This window comes from Pseudarthrobacter scleromae, from assembly GCF_014644515.1.
GTDB classification, from domain to species: Bacteria; Actinomycetota; Actinomycetes; order Actinomycetales; family Micrococcaceae; genus Arthrobacter; species Arthrobacter scleromae.
In genome coordinates, this window is the sequence record NZ_BMKV01000009.1 from 19179 (window position 1) to 39192 (window position 20014).

Sequence of the window (20014 nt, forward strand, 5' to 3'; positions counted from 1 at the left end):
GCAACCACAAACACTACAAATTAATAGCCTTTGATCTGCGGCGGGAGAGTTCTGCCAGAAGGTACAAGCAGGCGCCGTAGGAGCAATACCTCCCCAGGAATCTCACAGGCCCATGTACCGCCGCGGCGAGGCAACTCTGGAAAGCAGCAGGCTGCCGGCTCGGAGATCCGGTCCCGGAGATCCAGGCAGCTGTACTCACCGACGGTGCAAGCGCGGCCAGCCCAGGCAGGCCACGCGGAAACTCTCAGGTCCACTACAGAGCGGGGAGGGACACGAATCGATGTGGCGTACCCTGCGCCGCCCTATTTATGGAGTTCCTCGTGACTGTATCTTCGGCCTCCGCCACCCCGGCAACCGCCACCCATGCTTCTGCCGAACCCGCTGCCGCAGCCTTCGTTGACCGGCACATCGGCGCAAGGCGCCAGTCCGACGTCGACACCATGCTCAAGGCCGTGGGATACGACACCGTGGACGCACTGGTAGATACCGCCGTCCCCAAGGACATCCGGCAGGACTCTCCGCTGGAACTGGCAGGCGCGCTGAGCGAGGTGGAGGCCCTCGCTGAGCTCCGCAGGCTGGCCGCCAAGAACAAGACCGCCGTGCAGATGATCGGCCAGGGCTACTACGACACCGTTACGCCGCCGGTGATCCGCCGCAACATCCTCGAGGGACCGGCCTGGTACACCGCCTACACGCCCTACCAGCCGGAGATTTCCCAGGGCCGGCTCGAGGCGCTGCTGAACTTCCAGACCATGGTGCAGGACCTGGTGGGCCTGCCCATCGCCAACGCCTCCCTGCTGGACGAAGCCACCGCCGTGGCCGAGGCCGTGCTGATGATGCGCCGGGCGAACAAGGCCACAGGCCAGAATGCAGATGCCCGTGACGGCAAGACCGTGCTGGACGCAGACTGCCTGCCGCAGACCATCGCCATTGTGAAGGGCCGCGCCGAAGCGCTCGGCTTCGAGGTTGAGGTGGCGGACCTTTCCCAAGGACTGCCGGACGGAGCCATCAACGGGATTGTCCTGCAGCAGCCTGGTGCTTCCGGCCGGGTCTTCGACCACTCCGCGGTGATCGGCAAGGCCAAGGAGCGCGGCGCCCTGGTGACCGTGGCAGCCGACCTGCTGGCCCTCACCCTCATCACGCCTCCCGGCGAGCAGGGCGCGGACATCGCCGTGGGCTCCGCCCAGCGCTTCGGCGTCCCGCTGTTCTACGGCGGCCCGCACGCGGCCTACATGGCAGTCCAGAAGGGCCTCGAACGCTCGATGCCCGGCCGCCTGGTGGGCGTCTCCAAGGACAACGCCGGCGTTCCCGCCTACCGCCTGGCCCTGCAGACCCGCGAGCAGCACATCCGCCGCGAAAAGGCCACGTCCAACATCTGCACCGCGCAGGCGCTGCTCGCCATTGTGGCTTCGATGTACGCCGTGTACCACGGCCCGGAGGGCTTGAAGGCGATTGCGCAGTCCGCCCACACCCATGCCAGGACCCTGGCTGCGTCCCTCAAGGCCGCAGGCCTCGAAGTGCTGCACACCAGCTTCTTCGACACCGTCACAGTCTCCGTACCGGGCAAGGCTGCCGGAATCGTTGCTGCCGCCGAAGCCAAGGGCATCAACCTGCGCAGCATCGATGCCGACACCGTCGGCTTCTCCACAGATGAAACCACGACGCCGGACATTGCCGGCCGTGTCCTCGACGCTTTTGGCGTGAAGGCCCCCGGCGTCCCGGCCACGGCGAACGGCGACTCAGCCTTCGCGCTGGACAGCGCCGTCGAACGCTCCACCGACTTCCTCCAGCACCCGGTGTTCAACACCCACCGCTCCGAGACCCAGCTCCTGCGTTACATCCGCAAGCTTTCCGACCGGGACCTCGCGCTGGACCGCACCATGATCCCGCTGGGTTCCTGCACCATGAAGCTGAACGCCACGGCCGAGATGGAAGCCATTTCCTGGCCGGAGTTCGCCTCCATCCACCCGTTCGCCCCGGATTCGCAGACTGAGGGCTGGCGCGAACTCATTGCTGACCTGGAAGCGCAGCTGACGGAGATCACGGGCTATGACCAGGTGTCCATCCAGCCGAACGCCGGTTCGCAGGGTGAGCTCGCGGGCCTGCTGGCGATCCGCGGCTACCACCACTCCCGCGGGGACCAGCAGCGCAACGTCTGCCTCATCCCGGCCTCGGCGCACGGCACCAATGCCGCATCGGCTGTCCTGGCCGGCATGAGGGTGGTTGTCGTGGCGACCGCATCGGACGGCACCATCGACCACGCGGACCTGTACGCCAAGATCGAGGCCCACAAGGACTCCCTGTCCTGCATCATGATCACCTACCCGTCCACGCATGGTGTGTACGACGCCGACGTCCGCGAGGTCTGCGATGCCGTCCACGCCGCCGGCGGCCAGGTGTACATCGATGGCGCAAACCTGAACGCGCTTGTCGGTCTGGCGCAGCCGGGCAAGTTCGGCGGCGACGTGTCCCACCTGAACCTGCACAAGACCTTCTGCATCCCGCACGGCGGCGGCGGACCCGGCGTCGGACCCGTTGCCGCCAAGGCACACCTGGCACCCTTCATGCCCGGCAACGCCGCCACTTGGACCGAAGGCAACGACGTCCCCATCTCCGCCTCCAAGTTCGGTTCCGCCGGCGTGCTGCCCATTTCGTGGGCGTACGTGAAGCTGATGGGCGGCCAGGGCCTGACCGAGGCCACCAAGTCCGCACTGCTGGCGGCCAACTACGTCGCGGCACGGCTGAACGGCTACTTCCCGGTCCTCTACACCGGCGAAGCGGGGCTGGTGGCGCACGAGTGCATCCTGGACCTGCGCGAACTCACCGCCCGCACCGGCGTCACTGCTGAGGACGTGGCCAAGCGCCTCATCGACTACGGTTTCCACGCCCCCACGCTGGCGTTCCCCGTGGCCGGCACGCTGATGGTGGAGCCCACCGAGTCCGAGGACCTGGGGGAGATCGACCGCTTCATCGAAGCCATGACCGCCATCCGCAAGGAGATCGACCAGGTGGCCAACGGCGACTTCACCGTGGCCGACAGCCCGCTCCGGAACGCCCCGCACACCGCTGCCGCCGCCATCAGCAGCGACTGGGACCGCGCCTACCCGCGCGAGCAGGCGGTGTTCCCGGTGAAGTCACTCAAGCAGGACAAGTACTTCCCGCCGGTTGGCCGCATCGACGGCGCAGCCGGTGACCGGAACCTGATTTGCTCCTGCCCGCCGCTCTCCGAATTCGAAAACTGAGGACGCCTGCCATGACTGAGAAGCGCACCGTCCTCTACGACGAGCACACGAAGCTGGGTGCCTCCTTCACCGACTTCGGCGGCTGGCAGATGCCCCTTAAGTACAGCTCCGAACTGGCCGAGCACCATGCCGTCCGGAACTCCGCAGGGCTTTTTGACCTGTCCCACATGGGCGAGGTCTGGGTCACCGGGCCGGAGGCTGCCGCGTTCCTGGACTATGCGTTGGTGGGAAAGATCTCGGCCATGGCCGTGGGCAAGGCCAAGTACTCGCTGATCTGCACTGAGGACGGCGGCATCATCGACGACCTCATCACCTACCGCCGCCCTGCGGCGGATACCGCAGGAGACGGGACGGACCGCTTCCTGGTGGTTCCCAACGCAGGCAACGCGGACGTAGTGGCCGCGGCCCTGGCCGAACGTGCAGCCGGGTTCAACGTCCGGGTGGACGACGCCTCCGCGGCCACCTCGCTGATCGCCGTCCAGGGTCCCAGGGCACAGGAGCTGCTGCTGCGCCTTGTCCCGGCTGCACAGCATGGCCTGGTCACGGAACTGAAGTACTACGCCGCCGTGGAGGTTCCGTTCCTCGTGGGAGGCGCCGGGAAGGAGCTCCTGCTCGCCCGCACCGGCTATACCGGTGAGGACGGCTTCGAGATCTTTGTGGCGAACGACGACGCCCCCGCCCTGTGGCAGGCACTCGCCGCCATCGCGGAGGATGGCGAGCTGACGCCTGCCGGGCTGGCTTCGCGCGACTCCCTCCGCCTTGAAGCGGGGATGCCGCTGTACGGGAACGAGCTCTCGCTGCAGGGTGACCCCTTCGCCGCCGGACTGGGACCCGTCGTCGCGCTCTCCAAAGAAGGCGACTTTGTGGGAAAGTCCGCCCTGGCCGCCAAGAAGATGGCCGGAGCCGGCTCCACTGGAGGCCGCAGGCTTGTGGGACTCAAAGGACTGGGCCGGCGCGCCGGCCGCGCACACTACCCCGTGCTCAAGGACGGCAAGACCGTGGGCGAAGTGACCTCCGGACAGCCTTCGCCCACCCTGGGGTACCCGATCGCCATGGCGTACGTCGATGTTGAGTTCACCCAGGCCGGCACGGTATTGGACATCGACCTGCGAGGCAAAGCGGAGCCGTTCGTCGTCGTCGATCTCCCGTTCTACAAACGCTCCACATAGGCCTGGAATCACAGTGGCTCCGGGGCCACCGGACCGGACAGTTTCACGCGTGCCCTGGGCCCACGCCGTCAGGGTTCCCTGGCCGAGCTTGCGAGGCTAGGGAGACGGTGGGGAGCACGCTTCCGGATACCTGTCCCACAGGGGCGAGGTCAAGGCACCTTGGGCACGGACACGAGGCCGCTTCCTGCACGGGCAGGAGCGGACAACGTTTGTGTGTTGGTTTCCTCCGCCCATGCCGGGTCGCGGAGGTTGTCTCCTGCTTGCCTTGTCGCTTGGTGACGGAACCCTGGATGGCTGGGGGATTCCGGAAGCGTGCGTCAGAGCGACGAAGGAGCAGCACGCGGAGGAATTCCGCAGCCATCCACCCAACCGACCACGCACCCAACTCAGTTTTAGTAAGGACAAGTAATGGCTGTTGGCGTCTTTGATCTCTTTTCTATTGGGATCGGTCCCTCTTCTTCCCACACTGTGGGGCCGATGCGGGCTGCTGCTGTGTTCGCGGAGGAGTTGAAGGCTTCGGGGGTGCTGGCGGGGGTGGCGTCGTTGCGGGTGGATTTGTATGGGTCGTTGGCTGCGACCGGTCACGGGCATGGGACGATGACGGCCATTTTGCTGGGGTTGGAGGGTTTCCATCCGGAGTTGATCCTGCCTGATGAGGTGGAGGAGCGGCTGGCTGCGATCGCCGAGACCGGGACCCTTCAGCTGGCCGGTGCGGTGGCGTTGCCGTACGGGGTGAAGGATATGGTGCTGCGGCCCTTGACGGTTCTGCCCAGGCATACGAACGGGATGACGTTCACGGTCTCTGACGCCGGTGGGCGGGTGTTGCATGCGGCGACGTTCTTTTCGGTGGGTGGCGGGTTCATTGTCCGTGAGGGTGAGGAGGACGCGGCCCAGCTGGAGCTGGAGGAGTCGAAGAAGGAGCTGCCGTTGCCGTTCCGGACCGCTGCGGAGTTGTTGGGGCACTGCCGGGTGACGGGCCTGGGCATCAGTGAGGTGATGCGGGTGAACGAGGAGGACAGCCGGTCACCGGAGGAAATCCGCGAAGGCCTGCTGCACATCTACTCCGTCATGGAAGGCTGCGTGGCCGCGTCGCTGAAGCGGGAGGGTGTGTTGCCGGGCGGGTTGAAGGTCCGGCGCCGTGCCCCGGACTGGTATGACCGGTTGCGGAAGGAAAGCGCCCGGCCCGGCGGCGCCGGTGACGAGAACGGGGCCGGGGACGAGTTCCATGATCCGAAGTATTGGCAGGAGTGGGTTAATTTGATTGCTCTTGCGGTGAATGAGGAGAACGCGTCGGGGGGCCGTGTGGTGACGGCGCCGACGAACGGGGCTGCGGGGATCATTCCGGCGGTGCTGTATTACGCGCTGCATTTCGCACCCGGCATGGAGAACGCGTCCCAGGAGGACCGGGATGACGTCGTGGTGCGTTTCCTGCTCGCCGCGGGTGCGGTGGGGGTGCTGTACAAGGAGCAGGCGTCGATTTCGGGGGCTGAGGTGGGGTGCCAGGGTGAGGTGGGGTCGGCGTCGTCGATGGCCGCTGCGGGCCTGGCTGAGGTGATGGGCGGGTCTCCGGCGCAGGTGGAGAACGCGGCGGAGATCGCGATGGAGCACAACCTGGGGTTGACGTGTGATCCGATCGGCGGGCTGGTCCAGGTCCCGTGTATCGAGCGGAATGCCATTGCGGCGGCGAAAGCGATCAACGCGGCGAAGATGGCGCTCTGGGGTGACGGGTCCCACCGGGTGTCGCTGGATGAGGTGATCGTGACCATGCGTGAGACCGGCAAGGACATGAGCTCCAAATACAAGGAAACGGCCATGGGCGGCCTGGCCGTCAACGTCGTCGAATGCTGACAGCACTAACCCTTCAGTTGTGGACCGCTGCCCACCAGTTCAAAGTGGACGCGAAGACCAGCCAGGCGATGTAGGGCATCAGCAGCAGTCCCGCGGTCCGGCTGATGGGGCCGAAATAGAGCACCGTCACCGTGACCGCGGCGATCAGGGCCACAATAATGGCCATGGCCAGCCAAAGGGCAGCCGTACCCAGAGCTGGATAGAGGCCGAAGAACACCGGAGTCCAGGCGAGGTTCAGGCCCAACTGGACCGCGTAGGCCGTTAACGCAGGCCTGGTCCTGGAAGTCCGCTTCCGCCAGACCAGCCAGGCAGCCACCGCCATGGCTGTGTAGAGCAGTGTCCACACCGGGCCGAAGAGCCAGTTGGGCGGGGACCAGGGTGCTTTGTCAGCTGTGGCATACCAACCGTCCACGTTGTCCACGGTAGAGAATCCGCCGAGCCCGGCCACCAGGAAGGATGCCACCAGGAATCCGGCCAGCACCGCTGCCTGAACCCGCGCGCTGTACGGCTGGTCGCTTCCATCCGGCGGGGATGACAACTCTTCACGGTTCGGCTGCATGCCTCCACCCTTGCCAACCCGTCCACCCGAGTCAAGGGCACGGGTGACAGCAGGCACGGGCCGGCTCCTGAAAAGCCGCGGGGGCTTCAGGCTTTAGACTTGAGGCTGCATGTCCGCACGCAGACACGAGTACCGAAACCGCGCACGAAACCGATTGGACACGGCCCCCTTGCGAGAATTTACCGCACGTTTTGCCACAGCCGAAGAGATTGAAAACTGGGACAAGCACGTCACGGCCAACCCCAACGGCGGCAACATGCTGCAGTCCGCCGCGTACGCGTCAGTAAAGAACGGCAGCGGCTGGAAAGTCCGCTTCCTGGTCCTCGAAAACGGTGGATCTGCCAGCTACAACCTGGTGCTCGAAAAGAGCTTCCCTGTGCTGGGCCGGCTGTGGTACCTCATCAAGGGCCCTGGCCTGGAGGCGGCGCCGGACCTCAAGGCTGCGCTGGAGGCCTGCGCAGCTTTTGTCCGCGGCCGGAAGCTTAACGTCTTCACCATCAAGATCGAGCCGGACATCGTGGACTCGGATGAGGCCCAGGCACACCTGAGGGGGGCGGGCCTGGCCAAGGCACCCAACATCCAGTCCAACGACTCCACTGCGCTGCTTGATATCTCCGGCCCCGAAGAAGCGGTGTTCAAGGCCATCTCCTCCCGGGCACGCAACGCCATCCGACGGGCCGAGCGGGAAGGCTGCGAAGTGGTCCGCAAGGAACACGGTCCGGAAACCTACCGGGCCCTTTATGGCCTGATGGCGGACACCGTCAACGCCAAGGGCTCCATGCCCTTGCGCAGCTACGAGTATTACGCTGCGTTCTGGGACGAATTCTGCAACCGGGGCCAAGGCAACTTCTTCTTCACCTATGAGGACGGAAAACCCAGTGTGGGAGCCTTTGTCATCAACTATGGTGCCAAAGCCACCTACAAGGACGGCGGCTCCACCCAGAACCGCAAGCAGTACGGCGATTCGCACCTCGTCCAGTGGGCTGCCATCCGGCGCATGCAGGAACTGGGCTGCACGGAATACGACTTCTGCGGCACCCCGCCAGCCTCACAGATCAAGGACAAGAGCCACAATCTCTACGGGATGGGCATGTTCAAGACCAGCTTCACCAAGACTGTCACCGATTTTGTCGGCTGCCACGACTACGTTCTCTCGCCCCTCAAGCACCGGCTCTGGGTCAAGGGAGCGGAGAAGGTGTTCCGCCGGATCGAAACTGCCCGCACCGGCCAGCAGTTCTACTGACCCGGAAGACCGGCCGCAGCTGACTGCCCAGCCACCCGCCGCCGGGCCCTGCCCACATCCTGCCTATGCCAGCCCCCATCCGTGAAGAAGGTAACCCCTTGACTGCAATATCCGCCGCCGACCTGGAGTTCGCCATGCTCAGCGATGCCGAATTCGAGCAGTTCGCACTGAAGCACCCACAGAACAGCTTCCTCCAGTCCCTCGACTTCGCCCGGTTCCAGCGCGCCAGGGGACAGCAGGTTGAACTCTTCGGAGTGCGCCGCGACGGCGAACTGGTGGCGGCCGGCAAACTGAACTACACCACCACGCGCCTCGGCTACACGGTGTGCGAGTGCGCCAAGGGCCCCCTGATGGACTACACGGACCTTGAACTGGTGCGCGCCGTCGTCGAACTCCTCCGCAAACGCGCAGCGGAGCGGAAAGCCGCCGAGCTGCGGATCTCCCCGAACCTCAGGTATATCGCCCGCGATGCCGACGGCGCGGAACACCCCGACGTGGAGGACAACAGGCCGCTGGTGGAACAGCTCGGCGGGCTGGGGTTCCAGCACCAGGGGCTGGACATGAACTTCGTGAACGTGAACTGGATGTTCATCAAGAGCCTGGAAGGCATCCAGGACGCGGAGGAACTGATCATGGGCACCAGCTACCGCACCCGGAAGGCCATCCGCAAAGCGGAAAAGAACGGTGTTTTCCTGGAACAGGCAACGCTGGAGACCCTTGATGAGTTCTACGGCGCCCTGAGCCGGGCCGGCGACGAAAAGGGCTTTGTCTACCGCGAACGCGCCTACTATGAACAGCTGCTCCGCACCACCTCGGCCGAGTTCACCAAGCTCATGATGGCCAAGATTGACATTCCCGCCTACCGGAAATCCATTACGGAGCGGCTGGCCGCGGAAGCGGAAACCGCGGCAGAACTCCGCCGCGACGTAGAGGAGACCGGCAGCAAGAAGAAGGCCAACCGGCTCAAAGTGGTCCAGGACCTGGTGGACAGCTACGAGCGAAGTCTGAAGGACATTGAACGCTTTCCGGATTCGGTTGGCGTTGCCACGGTGGCCGCCATCCACTTCGTCTGCTACGGCGACGAAGTGGTCTGCGTCATCGGCGGCACCGTACAGGACTACATCTACTTCAACGGCGCCACGTCGCTGTACTGGGGAATGATGCTGCACGCCCTTGAAAAGGGCTACCCGCGGTACAACTTCTACGGCACGTTCGGCATCTCCGGCCAGGACGAGGAAGGCCACGGCGGCTACGAGTTCAAGAAGGGCTTCGGCGGCGAAGTGGTCCAGCTCGTGGGCGACTTTGTGATGCCTGTCCGCCCTGCCGTGTTCCGCGCCAATAAGCTTGCCCGCGCGGCAGCGGGGGCCGCCCGCCTCCTGCTGGCCAAACTGCCCCTGCGGCGCTCCGCCTGACGCGCTCCGCAGCCACGCTGCACACCATTACAACGGGAGGAGGGACCCATGACCGACCGGCCTGACTATCCCGGCGGCGGATCACCGAAGGCGACGCCATCACCGAAGGCAACGCCGCGCACGGACGGCCTGCCCAAAACCGAGCCGCTGACCCCCTCCCAGCTGCGGCAGAATGCTGCGGCGAAAAGGATGCTGCGGCGCCTGGTCCAGGGCGAGAACCCGCCCACGGCTCCCATGAGCATCGTGGACAGGCTCACCGGGAGCCCCTATGCGAACCCCATGATCCAGGTGGGCGGCGTGGACACGTCCGCCCGGAAAACCCTGGATTTCGCGCTGCACCTGGCCGAAACCATGTTCCGCTACGGTGCTGGTGCCTTGGAGGTTGAAACCAGCATCATTGCCGTCACGGCGGCGCTTGGCCTGAAGAACATCGAAGTGGACATCACCAACCAGTCGGTGGGCATCAACTACGCCCCCAAGGACCAAACACCCATTGCGCTGCTGCGGGTGGTCCGGTCCTGGACCAACAACTACGCGGGCCTGGCCAAGGTCCACCAGCTGGTGACGGACATCGTTGCCGGGGGAGTAGGGCGTGATGAGGCGATCCGCAGGCTGGATGAGGCCATCACCAGTCCCAAGCCGTTCCCCCGCTGGATGGTGACGGCGGCGTTCGGAGTATTTGCCGCCGCGTTCGTTGCTGTGCTGGGCGGCGGTCCCGTGTCCTCCGCCATTGCGTTCGCCGTCAACATCGGCGTGAGCCTGCTGGCCCGCCAGCTGGGCCGCTGGCGCGTGCCGGACTTCTTCACCACCGCCAGCTGCTCCTTCGCCGTGACCCTGCTGGCGTTGCTCTTGTGGCAGTTTGGGCTGACCACCTCGCCGGCGATCGTGGTGGTGGGCGGAATCCTCCTGCTCCTGCCCACAGGCCGGCTGGTCTCCTCCGTGCAGGACGCCATCAACGGCTTCCCCGTGACCGCCGCGGGGCGGTTCCTTTCCACCCTGCTGACCTTTGGCGCGCTGGTGGCAGGCATCGCCGTAGCTTTTGTGGTGGGCCAGCTGACCAGCATGCAGGCCATCGACGTGACGCAGACCTTCCCGCCCGCCTACGACTTGTGGGTGCTGGTGATCCTTGTTGCCGTGGCGGTGATGGCCATCGGGGTGACCGAGCAGACCACCTGGCAGCTCCTGCTTCCCACCGCGGCCGTGGGGGTCGCGGGGTACCTGGTCCTGCTGGGCGGCGGCCTGCTGGGCATTGGTGACCGGTTCTCGCCGGCCCTGGCCGCCGTGGTGATCGGCCTGCTGGCCCGGGTGGTCGCCTTGCGGATGGGAGCACCCCAGCTGGTGGTGGCGGTACCGGCGGCACTGATCCTGCTGCCCGGCCTCACCATTTTCCGCTCCATGTACGTACTGACCATCGAGGAAGCCGAGATCCTGCTCGGCGCCGGCGGGATGCTCAACGCCGGTGCCATCGTCCTGGGAACTGCCGGGGGGATCGTGCTGGGAGATACCCTTGCCAGGCCACTGACCCGCAGCCTGGCCAGCAACGAGCGCCGGCGGGCCCGCCGCCGCTGACCAGGCCTGGCTGCCTAGATCTGTCCTACGGGCAACTTCTTCTCCGCCTGGAAAACGTCCTCAACGCGGCCCTTGGCCCAGTAGCCGGACAGGGAAACCTGCTTGCGTTCCAGGCCGCGCTGGACGAAAAGGACATCCCGGAGCGCCTTCATGTACCCCCGCTCGCCGTGGGCAAAAACGTCCACCCTGCCGGCGGGCCAGTCAGCGTCCGCAACGGCCTGCACCAGGAGGTTGCTTTCGCCGGCGGGGACACCGTGGCGGAAGAGCCAGTGCAGTTCCAGCCCGGCCGGGGCGGCAATTGGCTGGATGTCGGCGTCGGAATCGACCTCGAGGAACGCGACGCCGGCCGCTTCCGCAGGCAGGGATTCAATGCAGGCGGCGATGGCGGGCAGGGCGGCCTCGTCTCCGGCGAACAGGTACCAGTCAGCTTCGGGATTCGGGTTGTACGCTCCACCCGGGCCGGTGAAAGTCAGGGTGTCGCCCGGCTGGGCCCTGGCCGCCCACGGCCCGGCCAGCCCCTCATCGCCGTGGACCACAAAGTCGATGGCAAGTTCCCGGGCCGCGGTATCCACCCAGCGGAGGGTGTATGTGCGCGTGAAAGGCCATTGTTCCCGAGGCATGGTCTCCCGGATGCTCCACAGATCGAGGGGTGAGGGGTACTGGACACCCGGCTGCGGAAAGACGATCTTGACGTACCGGTCAACAAAGCCGTTGTTGACGAAATCGGCGAAACCGTCACCGCCCGCGACAATCCGGACCATTTGCGGCGCCAGCTGTTCCCGGCGCACCACCGTGAGGTTGACCTGGGGGCGGCTTTTCTTGCTGGCGCTGGTGGAGGCGGGAACAATGCTCATAAGGCAAGCCTAAGCTAGGGCACCGCCGGAAGCTCCCAGGTTACATCCGCGGCCCCCTGCTCACGCAGGAGCGCGTTGACACGGCTGAACGGGCGGGAGCCAAAGAAACCCCGTGAAGCGGACAAGGGGCTGGGGTGCGCGCTGGACACTGCCGGGACCCCGGGCAGCAGCGTGCGCACGCTCTCGGCGTCCTTTCCCCACAAAACCGCGACCAACGGCAAGGGCGACCCGTCCGGTGCCCGCCGCGCGCCCAGCGCCTCGACGGCCGCCGTCGTAATGTCTTCCCAGCCCTTCCTCCGGTGGGATCCTGCAGATCCCGCCCGTACCGTCATCACGCGGTTCAGCAGCAGCACCCCCTGCCCGCCCCACGCGGAGAGGTCACCATGCACCCTCGGCGGGATTCCCAGGTCAGCCTCCAGCTCCCGGTAGATGTTCGCGAGGCTCCTGGGAATGGGCCGGACGTGCGGGTCAACGGCAAAGGACAGTCCGACGGCGTGTCCCGGCGTGGGGTAAGGGTCCTGTCCCACAACCAGCACCTTCACCTCCGCGAGGGGCTGGCGGAAGGCCCGCAGGACGTTCGACGGCGCCGGCAGGACCTGGTGCCCGGCCGCCACCTCGCCGGCTGCGAAGCGAAGAACGGCGCGAAGTTCCGCGTCCACGTCCGAGAGTGCGGCGGCCCAGTCGGGCGCCATCAGCTCCGCCAGCGGCAGCTGCGCCAGATCGGCGAAGCCGGTGCTGCCTGCCGGTTCCTGCTCCAGCTCAAACAAGGCGTCCGATTCAAACATCAGTCCATTCTTGCAGGCGGCGGGAGGCGCCGGCTGTACCGTTCGGCGTGTGCGGCAGGGCTATGCGCAAATGACAATGGTGTTGTTCGTCCGTAGCATGGGGGTCAGACATTTACGTAACCAGCTAAGGAGAGTGCGCCGTGGCGGAGCCAGCTCGGGAGCACCTGCCGGCGCAGGAACAACGGAACACCCTGCTGGCGGATTTCACGCTGCGGGAGTCGCCGCTGAGCGAGCGGGACCAGCAGATGCTCGCACTGGAGCGGCAGTGGTGGAAGTATGCCGGCGCCAAGGAACAGGCCATCCGGGAACTGTTCGATCTGTCCGCCACGCACTATTACCAGCTCCTCAACGCCCTGATCGACACCGAGGATGCGCTGGCGCACGACCCCATGCTGGTCAAGAGATTGCGTAGACTACGTACGTCGCGTCACCGTGCACGCACTGCACGCCGCCTGGGGTCCGACGCATAAGACGCTCACGCTGAGTCCTCAGCAGCTACACACAAGGATGTCTCTTTCCCATGACCAAATACGCCCGCGATGAATTCGACAAGGTCCCGGAGACCGCGTCGCGACAAGGTGTACACCGCACAGCCTCCGCTCCGGCACGGGTCCGTCTCTGGCCCATCCTGACTGCGGGGATTGTTGCGCTGGCCATCGGCGTGGTTTCCTTCCTGATCCTGCCCAAGCTGGGATTCGACGGTCCGGCAACCCAGGCGTCGTCGAGCCTGGAAGCAGCGCCGCTGGCCGAAACCGGTTCGACTCCATCCGCTACGCCTGAGACGGCGGACGTCCCCTCCACCGAGCCGGAGCCGTCGTTTTCCCCCGAACCGGCCGGCACCGCGGGGAACGGGACCCCATCCAGCCCCCCGAGCACTGCTCCGGCCGCAACAGTGGACAAGGCCCAGGCAGTGGCGGTCTACAACGCTGCCGGAACTGCCGGGCTGGCCAGCCGGGTGGGCGGCACCGTGCAGTCCGACGGGTGGACCCTGGGGCAGGTAGGCAACTGGGCAGGGGCGCCCCAGCAGGGTTCCATCATCTTCTACGCGGGGGCGGCACAGGAGGCCAACGCGCAGGCCCTCGGGGAACTCCTGGGAGTCCCCACCGTGGTGGAGAGCACCGAATTCCAGGTTCCCCTGGTGGTGGTGCTCGGCCCCGGATACCGGTAGGCCGGGTTCTCCAACAGGACGCGTTCCGCCACGCGTGCCCACGTCAGGGCCGGGGATTACGCCTGAATAACGTTTCCGCCCGGCCATGCTGTGCCCCGGCGCTGCCGGCGTCCATTGGCTAAAGTGAGTTCCGGGCCTCGAGCCACGGCGGCACCGGCGCAGCATCCCGGACCTAACGGAAAGAGTGGTCATCATGGCACGAGGAACCGTCAAATGGTTCAACGCGGAAAAGGGCTACGGCTTCATTACCGTTGACGGCTCCGGGGACGACGTCTTTGTCCACTGGTCCGCCATCCAGGGCGAGGGCTACCGCGCACTGGACGAAGGCCAGCGCGTGGAACTCGAGGTCGGCGAAGGCGAGAAAGGCCCGCAGGCCGAAAGCGTCCGGCCGGCCGAGTGAAGCATCCGTTTCCACCCGCTGCACCCAACCGTCCGTTCTTCGCCGCAGCCCTTTGCGGCACGCTGGCCCTGACAGGCTGCTCTGGGGTGACCGGAAACGCGCGCACGGAGGCGGCGGAGGCCTCCGGTGACGGCACGCTGCGGGTGGGCCTCATCCTGGACAACACCGGTGACAACAGCTTCCTGAACGGTCCCCAGCTGGCAGCCGCCAAGCTCGCCGTCCAGGAAATCAACGCTGCCGGCGGGCACAAGGGCCGGCCGGTGGAACTCCTGCCCGTTGAATCAGGCCAGGACACAGCGTCCCAGGCGCAGTCCCTGGTGCAGGCCAAAGCGGATGTGGTCATCGGCCCCACCGACTCCAGCCACGCCTCCGCAGCTGTCGATATCCTCTCCAGGGCGCGGACGCCACTGATTTCACCTGCCAATACCGCGGCCGGGCTCAGCAGTATTGCCAGCGGCGGATACTACTTCCGGACGGCCGCCGCCGACGTCGCGCAGGGACCCGTGCTGGCCAAGCTCGCCAAGGACGCCGGCGCTACCACCATCTCCGTGGTGTACCAGGAAGGCTCCTACGGCAGCGATGTCTCCGCTGCCGTCTCCGCGTCCGCTGAACAGTCTGGCCTGGACGTACTGGCCGCGGTTGGCTTCACACCGGGTGAAGCTGGATCTGCGGCTGCCGCAATCCGCGAGGCGCAACCCGACGCCGTCATCCTGGTGGCCCGTGACGGCGCACAGGGCGCCCTGGCTGAGCTGAACAACGCCGCCCTTGCAGGCTCAAGGCTTATCCTGAGCGACGGCGCCTTCAGCCGGTACGGCTCCAAACTGGGAACCAGAGCCCTGGACGGTGCACGTGCGGTCGTTCCGGGGCAGCTTCCCTCGGCAGGGTTCCAGGAAAGACTGCTGGGCATCGATCCGGCCCTGAAGGATGTGTCCTTCGCGGCGGAGACGTACGACGCCGTGACCCTTGCCGCGCTCGCAGCGGCCAGGGCCGAGGACGACTCCGGGCGTTCAATCGCCGCAAGCCTGATACCGGTATCAGGCGGGACTGCTGACGGAACAGGCCCGGCTGGAACGGCGCCCTGCCCCAGCTACAAAGACTGCCTGGCAGGCAAGGCTTCCGGTGCGGACATCAATTACGACGGCGAATCGGGCCCCATCGCCTTCGATGCCAACGGTGACATCACCTCGGCCGCCTTCACGGTGTTCACATATGGCGCCGACAACATTCCGGCGGCCACCGGCGTCGAAACGGCAGGCCGCGCCGCCGGCTGATCGCCCTCGGCGAAGACGTGCCCGCCAGGGTGCTTTCCGCCGGTTATTCGCTTGCACTCTCACGTGGGGAGTGCTAATTATTGAGTTAGCACTCTGACGTACCGACTGCTAAGCAAAGCGTGGCTCCGGCCGCCGGCGCCGGCATCGGTCGAAGAGCGAAGAAACACCTAACTGGAGTGAGACCCACACCCGAAGGCATACAGAGGCCGCCGGCAACGGGTCGTCCGTCGCGGGCACTGCAGCGAAGGTTCATTCTTAACGACTGTCCCGAAAGGACTACTGCCGTTATGGCCAAGATCATTGCATTTGATGAAGAGGCACGCCGCGGCCTTGAGCGGGGCCTGAACATCCTCGCCGACGCCGTTAAGGTCACCCTCGGCCCGCGTGGACGCAACGTCGTCCTCGAAAAGAAGTGGGGCGCCCCCACGATCACCAACGATGGTGTTTCCATCGCCAAGGAGATCGAGCTGGACGATCCTTACGAGAAGATCGGCGCCGAGCTGGTCAAGGAAGTTGCCAAGAAGACGGACGACGTCGCCGGCGACGGCACCACCACAGCAACCGTGCTGGCACAGGCACTGGTGAAGGAAGGCCTGCGCAACGTTGCTGCCGGCGCCGACCCGCTGTCCCTCAAGCGCGGCATCGAGAAGGCCGTTGAGGCCGTCACCGCCGAACTTCTGAACTCCGCCAAGGAGATCGAAACCAAGGAAGAGATCGCCGCCACGGCGTCCATCTCCGCCGGCGACGAGGAAATCGGTGCACTCATCGCCGAAGCCCTGGACAAGGTGGGCAAGGAAGGCGTCATCACGGTCGAGGAGTCCAACACCTTCGGCCTGGAGCTTGAGCTCACCGAAGGCATGCGCTTCGACAAGGGCTACATCTCGGCCTACTTCGTCACCGACGCTGAGCGCCAGGAAACGGTCCTCGAGGATCCGTACATCCTGATCGTCAACTCCAAGATCTCCAACGTCAAGGAACTGGTTGCTGTCCTGGAAAAGGTCATGCAGTCCAACAAGCCGCTGCTGATCATCGCTGAGGACATCGAGGGTGAGGCCCTGGCCACCCTGATCGTCAACAAGATCCGCGGCACCTTCAAGTCCGTCGCCGTCAAGGCTCCGGGCTTCGGCGACCGCCGCAAGGCACAGCTTGCCGACATCGCCGTCCTCACCGGCGGCCAGGTCATCTCCGAGGAAGTCGGCCTGAAGCTGGAAAACGCCGGCCTGGAACTCCTGGGCCAGGCACGCAAGGTTGTTGTCACCAAGGACGAGACCACCATTGTCGAGGGTGCCGGCGACGCCGACCAGATCGCCGGCCGCGTTTCGCAGATCCGCGCCGAGATCGAAAACTCCGACTCCGACTACGACCGCGAGAAGCTGCAGGAGCGCCTGGCCAAGCTGGCCGGCGGCGTTGCAGTCATCAAGGCCGGTGCCGCAACGGAAGTTGAGCTCAAGGAGCGCAAGCACCGCATCGAAGACGCCGTGCGCAACGCCAAGGCTGCCGTTGAGGAAGGCATCGTCGCCGGTGGCGGCGTGGCCCTCATCCAGGCCGGCGCCAAGGCATTCGCCAACCTGCAGCTGTCCGGCGACGAAGCAACCGGTGCGAACATTGTCCGCGTTGCCATCGACGCCCCGCTGAAGCAGATCGCCTTCAACGCCGGCCTCGAGCCCGGTGTCGTGGTGGACAAGGTCCGCGGCCTCCCCGCCGGCCACGGCCTGAACGCAGCCACCGGCGAGTATGTCGACCTGCTGGCCGCCGGCGTCAACGACCCCGTCAAGGTGACCCGCTCTGCCCTGCAGAACGCGGCTTCCATCGCTGGCCTCTTCCTCACCACCGAGGCAGTTGTTGCTGACAAGCCGGAGAAGAACGCTGCTCCTGCCGGCGGCGACGACATGGGTGGAATGGGCGGAATGGGCGGCTTCTAGCCACTCCTGCCGGGACCTGTCCCGCTAAACACGAATGTGGCCCCCTCTCCGGAGGGGGCCACATTCGTGTCTACCGCAGGTTGTGACTACTTGGCGCTGGCCAGCATTCCTTCAACTTCCTTCTTGAACGCGTCAGCGGCCGCCTGGGGCGTGAGGCGGTCATAGAGCACCTCATCGGTGTAGCGCTTGATGACGTTCTGTACGCTGCCCGCGCCCACCGGCGGGACCGGCGGCGCCTCCTTGATATCGGGTGCGATGTCCTTCAGGAAGCCCACCACTGTGGTGTCGGCAGGCTTCAGGGACGGCGTAATGCTCTCAACGATGTCCGTGTTGGTGGGCACGCCGCGGTCCGTCATCAGGATGGCCCCGGCCTCCGGGCTGTTGGCCAGGTAGTTGATGAAGGTGGAAGCGGCTTCCGGGTGCTTGGAGCGTGATGAGGCAGACCAGAACATGGTGGGCTTGTAGTACATCCCGTTCTCAGCCGACGAACCGTCGAGGCTGGGTGCCCGAAGCATCTTGATGCTGCTCCCGGTAGTGGACTCCAGGGACCCGAGCTGGTTGGTCCACCACCACGCCATGCCTACCCTGTTGGTGCCGAAGAGGCTCTCCTCGAGTCCGGCGCCGGAGTCCTCCGTGGCCACCGTGGCCGGCGGGCTTGCCTTGGAGTCGCGCTGTTCCTTCAGCCGTTCCCAGAAGGACGCGGCCGTGGCGGTATCGAAATCGAGCTTGCCGTCCTGCGAGTACAGGTTCTCCCCGTGCTGGCGCAGCCAGATGATCAGGTCGGCTTCATTGCTTCCGTAGGCGGCACCGTAGTTCTTGCCGTCCCCGGCGGCGCTGATCTTCGAGGCTGTTGCCATGAACTCCTCCCACGTCCACGTGGTGTCATCCGGGATGGGAACATTGGCTGCTTCGAAGACCTTGGTGTTGGCCATGATGACATAGGCGTTCTGGCCGGTGCTGAGTCCGTACTGGGCGCCGTCATACTGGCCCGACACCAGGGCCTCCTGGTCCAGCTTGGAGGTATCGATACCGCCCTGCTTGGACAGGTCAAGGAGCGCCCCGCGCCCGCCGTATTCCGCGATGTACTTCTGGTCCATCTGGATCACGTCCGGCGCATCGTTGGCGGCTGTCTTGGTGGCCAGCTTGTCCCAGTAGCTGCCCCACTCGCCCGGCTCGGATTCAATCTTGATGTTCGGGTGTTCCGCCTCGAAGGCATCGATAACCTTCTCGGTCTGGGCGTTGAGGTACTCGTTGCCCCACCAGGCAAACCGGAGGGTTACTTCCTCGTTGCTCTCAGAGCCTGAAGAGGTGCCACAGCCTGTGGCGAGGAGGGAGAGTGCGACGGCGGCGGCGCCGAGCTGGAACTTCCTCCGGCTGAGGGTTGGGATCGTCATTGATGTGCCTTCCTGGTGCTGAGGGCGCTTTCCGTTGGCTGCCGCGGCGCGGTGCGTGTCGGGGACCGGATGAGAAAGCGCTTTCTCGTTTCAATACAGCGATTGTGCCCGCCCGGCTCTCCCCGCGTCAAGTACTGTCGGTAACCGCTTTCCGAGCAGCGGCCACGGGCGGACTCCGGTTTGTCGTGCTGGTCTGGCAGGATGGACCGGTGACGATTACTGCAGCGGCTGACGGTTCGGCCTTGGGAAACCCTGGTCCGGCCGGCTGGGCCTGGTACGTGAATGACGACTGCTGGCGTGCCGGCGGTTGGCCCCACGGGACCAACAACCAGGGCGAACTGATGGCGGTCCTGGATCTGTTCCGGGCCACAGCCCACCTTCCCCAGGAGGACCTTCATATCCTCTGCGACAGCCAGTACGTCATCAATTCGATCACCAAGTGGATGCCGGGATGGAAGCGCAAAGGCTGGCGCAAAGCAGACGGGAAGCCGGTCCTCAATGTGGACCTGCTCAAGGAGCTGGACCGTGAGCTTGCCGGCCGGAAGTACACCTTCGAATGGGTGAAGGGGCATGCAGGGCATGACCTGAACGAAGCCGCGGACGAACGTGCGCGGGCGGCCGCAACGGCCTACCAGCAGGGCGTGGCTGCCCGCTCCGGGCCAGGCTTTCCCGGTGCCCACCATGCACACCCGGCGCCGGCGAAACAGGAAGCCAGGGACGCACGCCCGGAACCAGAAAAGCCGGCAGCGGCCTACGAGGAACCTGACCTGTTCAGCCAGCTGGACAACCGGGGTTTCGATGCGACCGGGACTGCCGCAAAGGCAGCTGAAGCCCGGCCTGAGGCCGTGGTGGAGGAACTTGAGCGGGAACTGCTGGGCCCGCTGGTGCGCGGGGACATCGGCAGGACAGCCGTCCTGCTCCACCCCGATTTCATGGAGATCGGCAGCTCAGGCAGGATGTGGACCCGGGACGCCATGATGATGGCGCTCGAGGAGGACCCGGGCGAGCGGACGGACATCGAGATCCTGGGTGCCGAACGCGTCGGTGCTGAGGCGGTCCTCCTCACGTACCGCAGCTATGCGCGCTCCGGCACCACCCTCAGGAGCTCGCTGTGGGTACTGGACGGCGGCCGGTGGCGGCTGCGGTTCCACCAGGGCACACCCGAAGCCTAGGCGCAG

16 protein-coding genes and 1 riboswitch are annotated in these 20014 nt (G+C 65.7%); of the genes, 12 read left to right on the forward strand and 4 right to left on the reverse strand.

The features are described from left to right. Positions 1 to 31 precede the first annotated feature (31 nt). Positions 32 to 130: riboswitch (glycine riboswitch) on the forward strand. Between the two features lie 178 nt (positions 131 to 308). The 3 genes from gcvP to IEX33_RS18130 all read left to right on the forward strand — a co-directional run bounded on the left by gcvP (position 309) and on the right by IEX33_RS18130 (position 6259). Further along, positions 309 to 3242, forward strand: a complete 2934-nt coding sequence (gene gcvP, locus IEX33_RS18120; protein ID WP_229675448.1) for an aminomethyl-transferring glycine dehydrogenase — start codon at positions 309 to 311, stop codon at positions 3240 to 3242. Between the two features lie 11 nt (positions 3243 to 3253). After that, entirely contained in the window at positions 3254 to 4411 is a 1158-nt protein-coding gene (gene gcvT, locus IEX33_RS18125) for a glycine cleavage system aminomethyltransferase GcvT (protein ID WP_188732302.1), read from the forward strand. A 408-nt stretch (positions 4412 to 4819) separates the two neighbouring features. Beyond that, the gene (locus IEX33_RS18130) at positions 4820 to 6259 is read left to right on the forward strand and encodes an L-serine ammonia-lyase (protein WP_188732303.1); all 1440 of its coding nucleotides are present in this window, start codon (positions 4820 to 4822) and stop codon (positions 6257 to 6259) included. A gap of 13 nt (positions 6260 to 6272) precedes the next feature. Here the strand turns inward: IEX33_RS18130 and IEX33_RS18135 are convergent, their stop codons facing one another. Then, positions 6273 to 6818, reverse strand: coding sequence for a TspO/MBR family protein (locus tag IEX33_RS18135; RefSeq protein WP_188732304.1), 546 nt, complete (start codon positions 6816 to 6818; stop codon positions 6273 to 6275). A 109-nt stretch (positions 6819 to 6927) separates the two neighbouring features. Between IEX33_RS18135 and IEX33_RS18140 the strand changes: the two genes are divergently transcribed. From IEX33_RS18140 to IEX33_RS18150, 3 genes are all read left to right on the forward strand, one after another. Then, positions 6928 to 8061: a lipid II:glycine glycyltransferase FemX gene (locus IEX33_RS18140; RefSeq protein ID WP_188732305.1), complete on the forward strand. Its 1134-nt coding sequence runs from the start codon at positions 6928 to 6930 to the stop codon at positions 8059 to 8061. Between the two features lie 65 nt (positions 8062 to 8126). Next, positions 8127 to 9473: a peptidoglycan bridge formation glycyltransferase FemA/FemB family protein gene (locus tag IEX33_RS18145; protein ID WP_188732306.1), complete on the forward strand. Its 1347-nt coding sequence runs from the start codon at positions 8127 to 8129 to the stop codon at positions 9471 to 9473. A 48-nt stretch (positions 9474 to 9521) separates the two neighbouring features. Then, entirely contained in the window at positions 9522 to 11042 is a 1521-nt protein-coding gene (locus IEX33_RS18150) for a threonine/serine exporter family protein (protein WP_229666416.1), read from the forward strand. 14 nt (positions 11043 to 11056) lie between these two features. On the opposite strand, the gene IEX33_RS18155 is transcribed toward IEX33_RS18150, so the two are convergent. Together IEX33_RS18155 and IEX33_RS18160 are read right to left on the reverse strand one after the other, a co-directional pair. Beyond that, complete coding sequence (locus tag IEX33_RS18155) at positions 11057 to 11896, reverse strand: siderophore-interacting protein (protein WP_188732307.1); 840 nt, start codon at positions 11894 to 11896, stop codon at positions 11057 to 11059. A gap of 14 nt (positions 11897 to 11910) precedes the next feature. Next, a complete protein-coding gene (locus tag IEX33_RS18160; RefSeq protein WP_188732308.1) occupies positions 11911 to 12681 on the reverse strand; it encodes a uracil-DNA glycosylase in 771 nt (256 codons plus the stop codon). Positions 12682 to 12821: 140 nt separating this feature from the next. Here IEX33_RS18160 and IEX33_RS18165 point away from each other — a divergent pair, with 140 nt between their 5' ends. From IEX33_RS18165 to groL, 5 genes are all read left to right on the forward strand, one after another. Further along, positions 12822 to 13151, forward strand: a complete 330-nt coding sequence (locus IEX33_RS18165) for a DUF3263 domain-containing protein (protein ID WP_066273852.1) — start codon at positions 12822 to 12824, stop codon at positions 13149 to 13151. Between the two features lie 50 nt (positions 13152 to 13201). Further along, the gene (locus IEX33_RS18170) at positions 13202 to 13849 is read left to right on the forward strand and encodes a LytR C-terminal domain-containing protein (RefSeq protein WP_188732309.1); all 648 of its coding nucleotides are present in this window, start codon (positions 13202 to 13204) and stop codon (positions 13847 to 13849) included. Positions 13850 to 14042: 193 nt separating this feature from the next. Next, complete coding sequence (locus IEX33_RS18175; protein WP_139028133.1) at positions 14043 to 14249, forward strand: cold-shock protein; 207 nt, start codon at positions 14043 to 14045, stop codon at positions 14247 to 14249. Further along, positions 14246 to 15520, forward strand: a complete 1275-nt coding sequence (locus IEX33_RS18180) for an ABC transporter substrate-binding protein (RefSeq protein WP_188732310.1) — start codon at positions 14246 to 14248, stop codon at positions 15518 to 15520. Before IEX33_RS18175 ends, IEX33_RS18180 begins: the two co-directional genes overlap by 4 nt. A gap of 287 nt (positions 15521 to 15807) precedes the next feature. After that, complete coding sequence (groL, locus tag IEX33_RS18185) at positions 15808 to 17442, forward strand: chaperonin GroEL (RefSeq protein ID WP_066273856.1); 1635 nt, start codon at positions 15808 to 15810, stop codon at positions 17440 to 17442. Positions 17443 to 17528: 86 nt separating this feature from the next. Here the strand turns inward: groL and IEX33_RS18190 are convergent, their stop codons facing one another. After that, the gene (locus IEX33_RS18190; protein ID WP_188732311.1) at positions 17529 to 18836 is read right to left on the reverse strand and encodes an ABC transporter substrate-binding protein; all 1308 of its coding nucleotides are present in this window, start codon (positions 18834 to 18836) and stop codon (positions 17529 to 17531) included. Between the two features lie 209 nt (positions 18837 to 19045). Here IEX33_RS18190 and IEX33_RS18195 point away from each other — a divergent pair, with 209 nt between their 5' ends. Continuing rightward, complete coding sequence (locus IEX33_RS18195) at positions 19046 to 20008, forward strand: ribonuclease HI family protein (RefSeq protein WP_188732312.1); 963 nt, start codon at positions 19046 to 19048, stop codon at positions 20006 to 20008. The last annotated feature ends 6 nt before the right edge of the window (positions 20009 to 20014 follow it).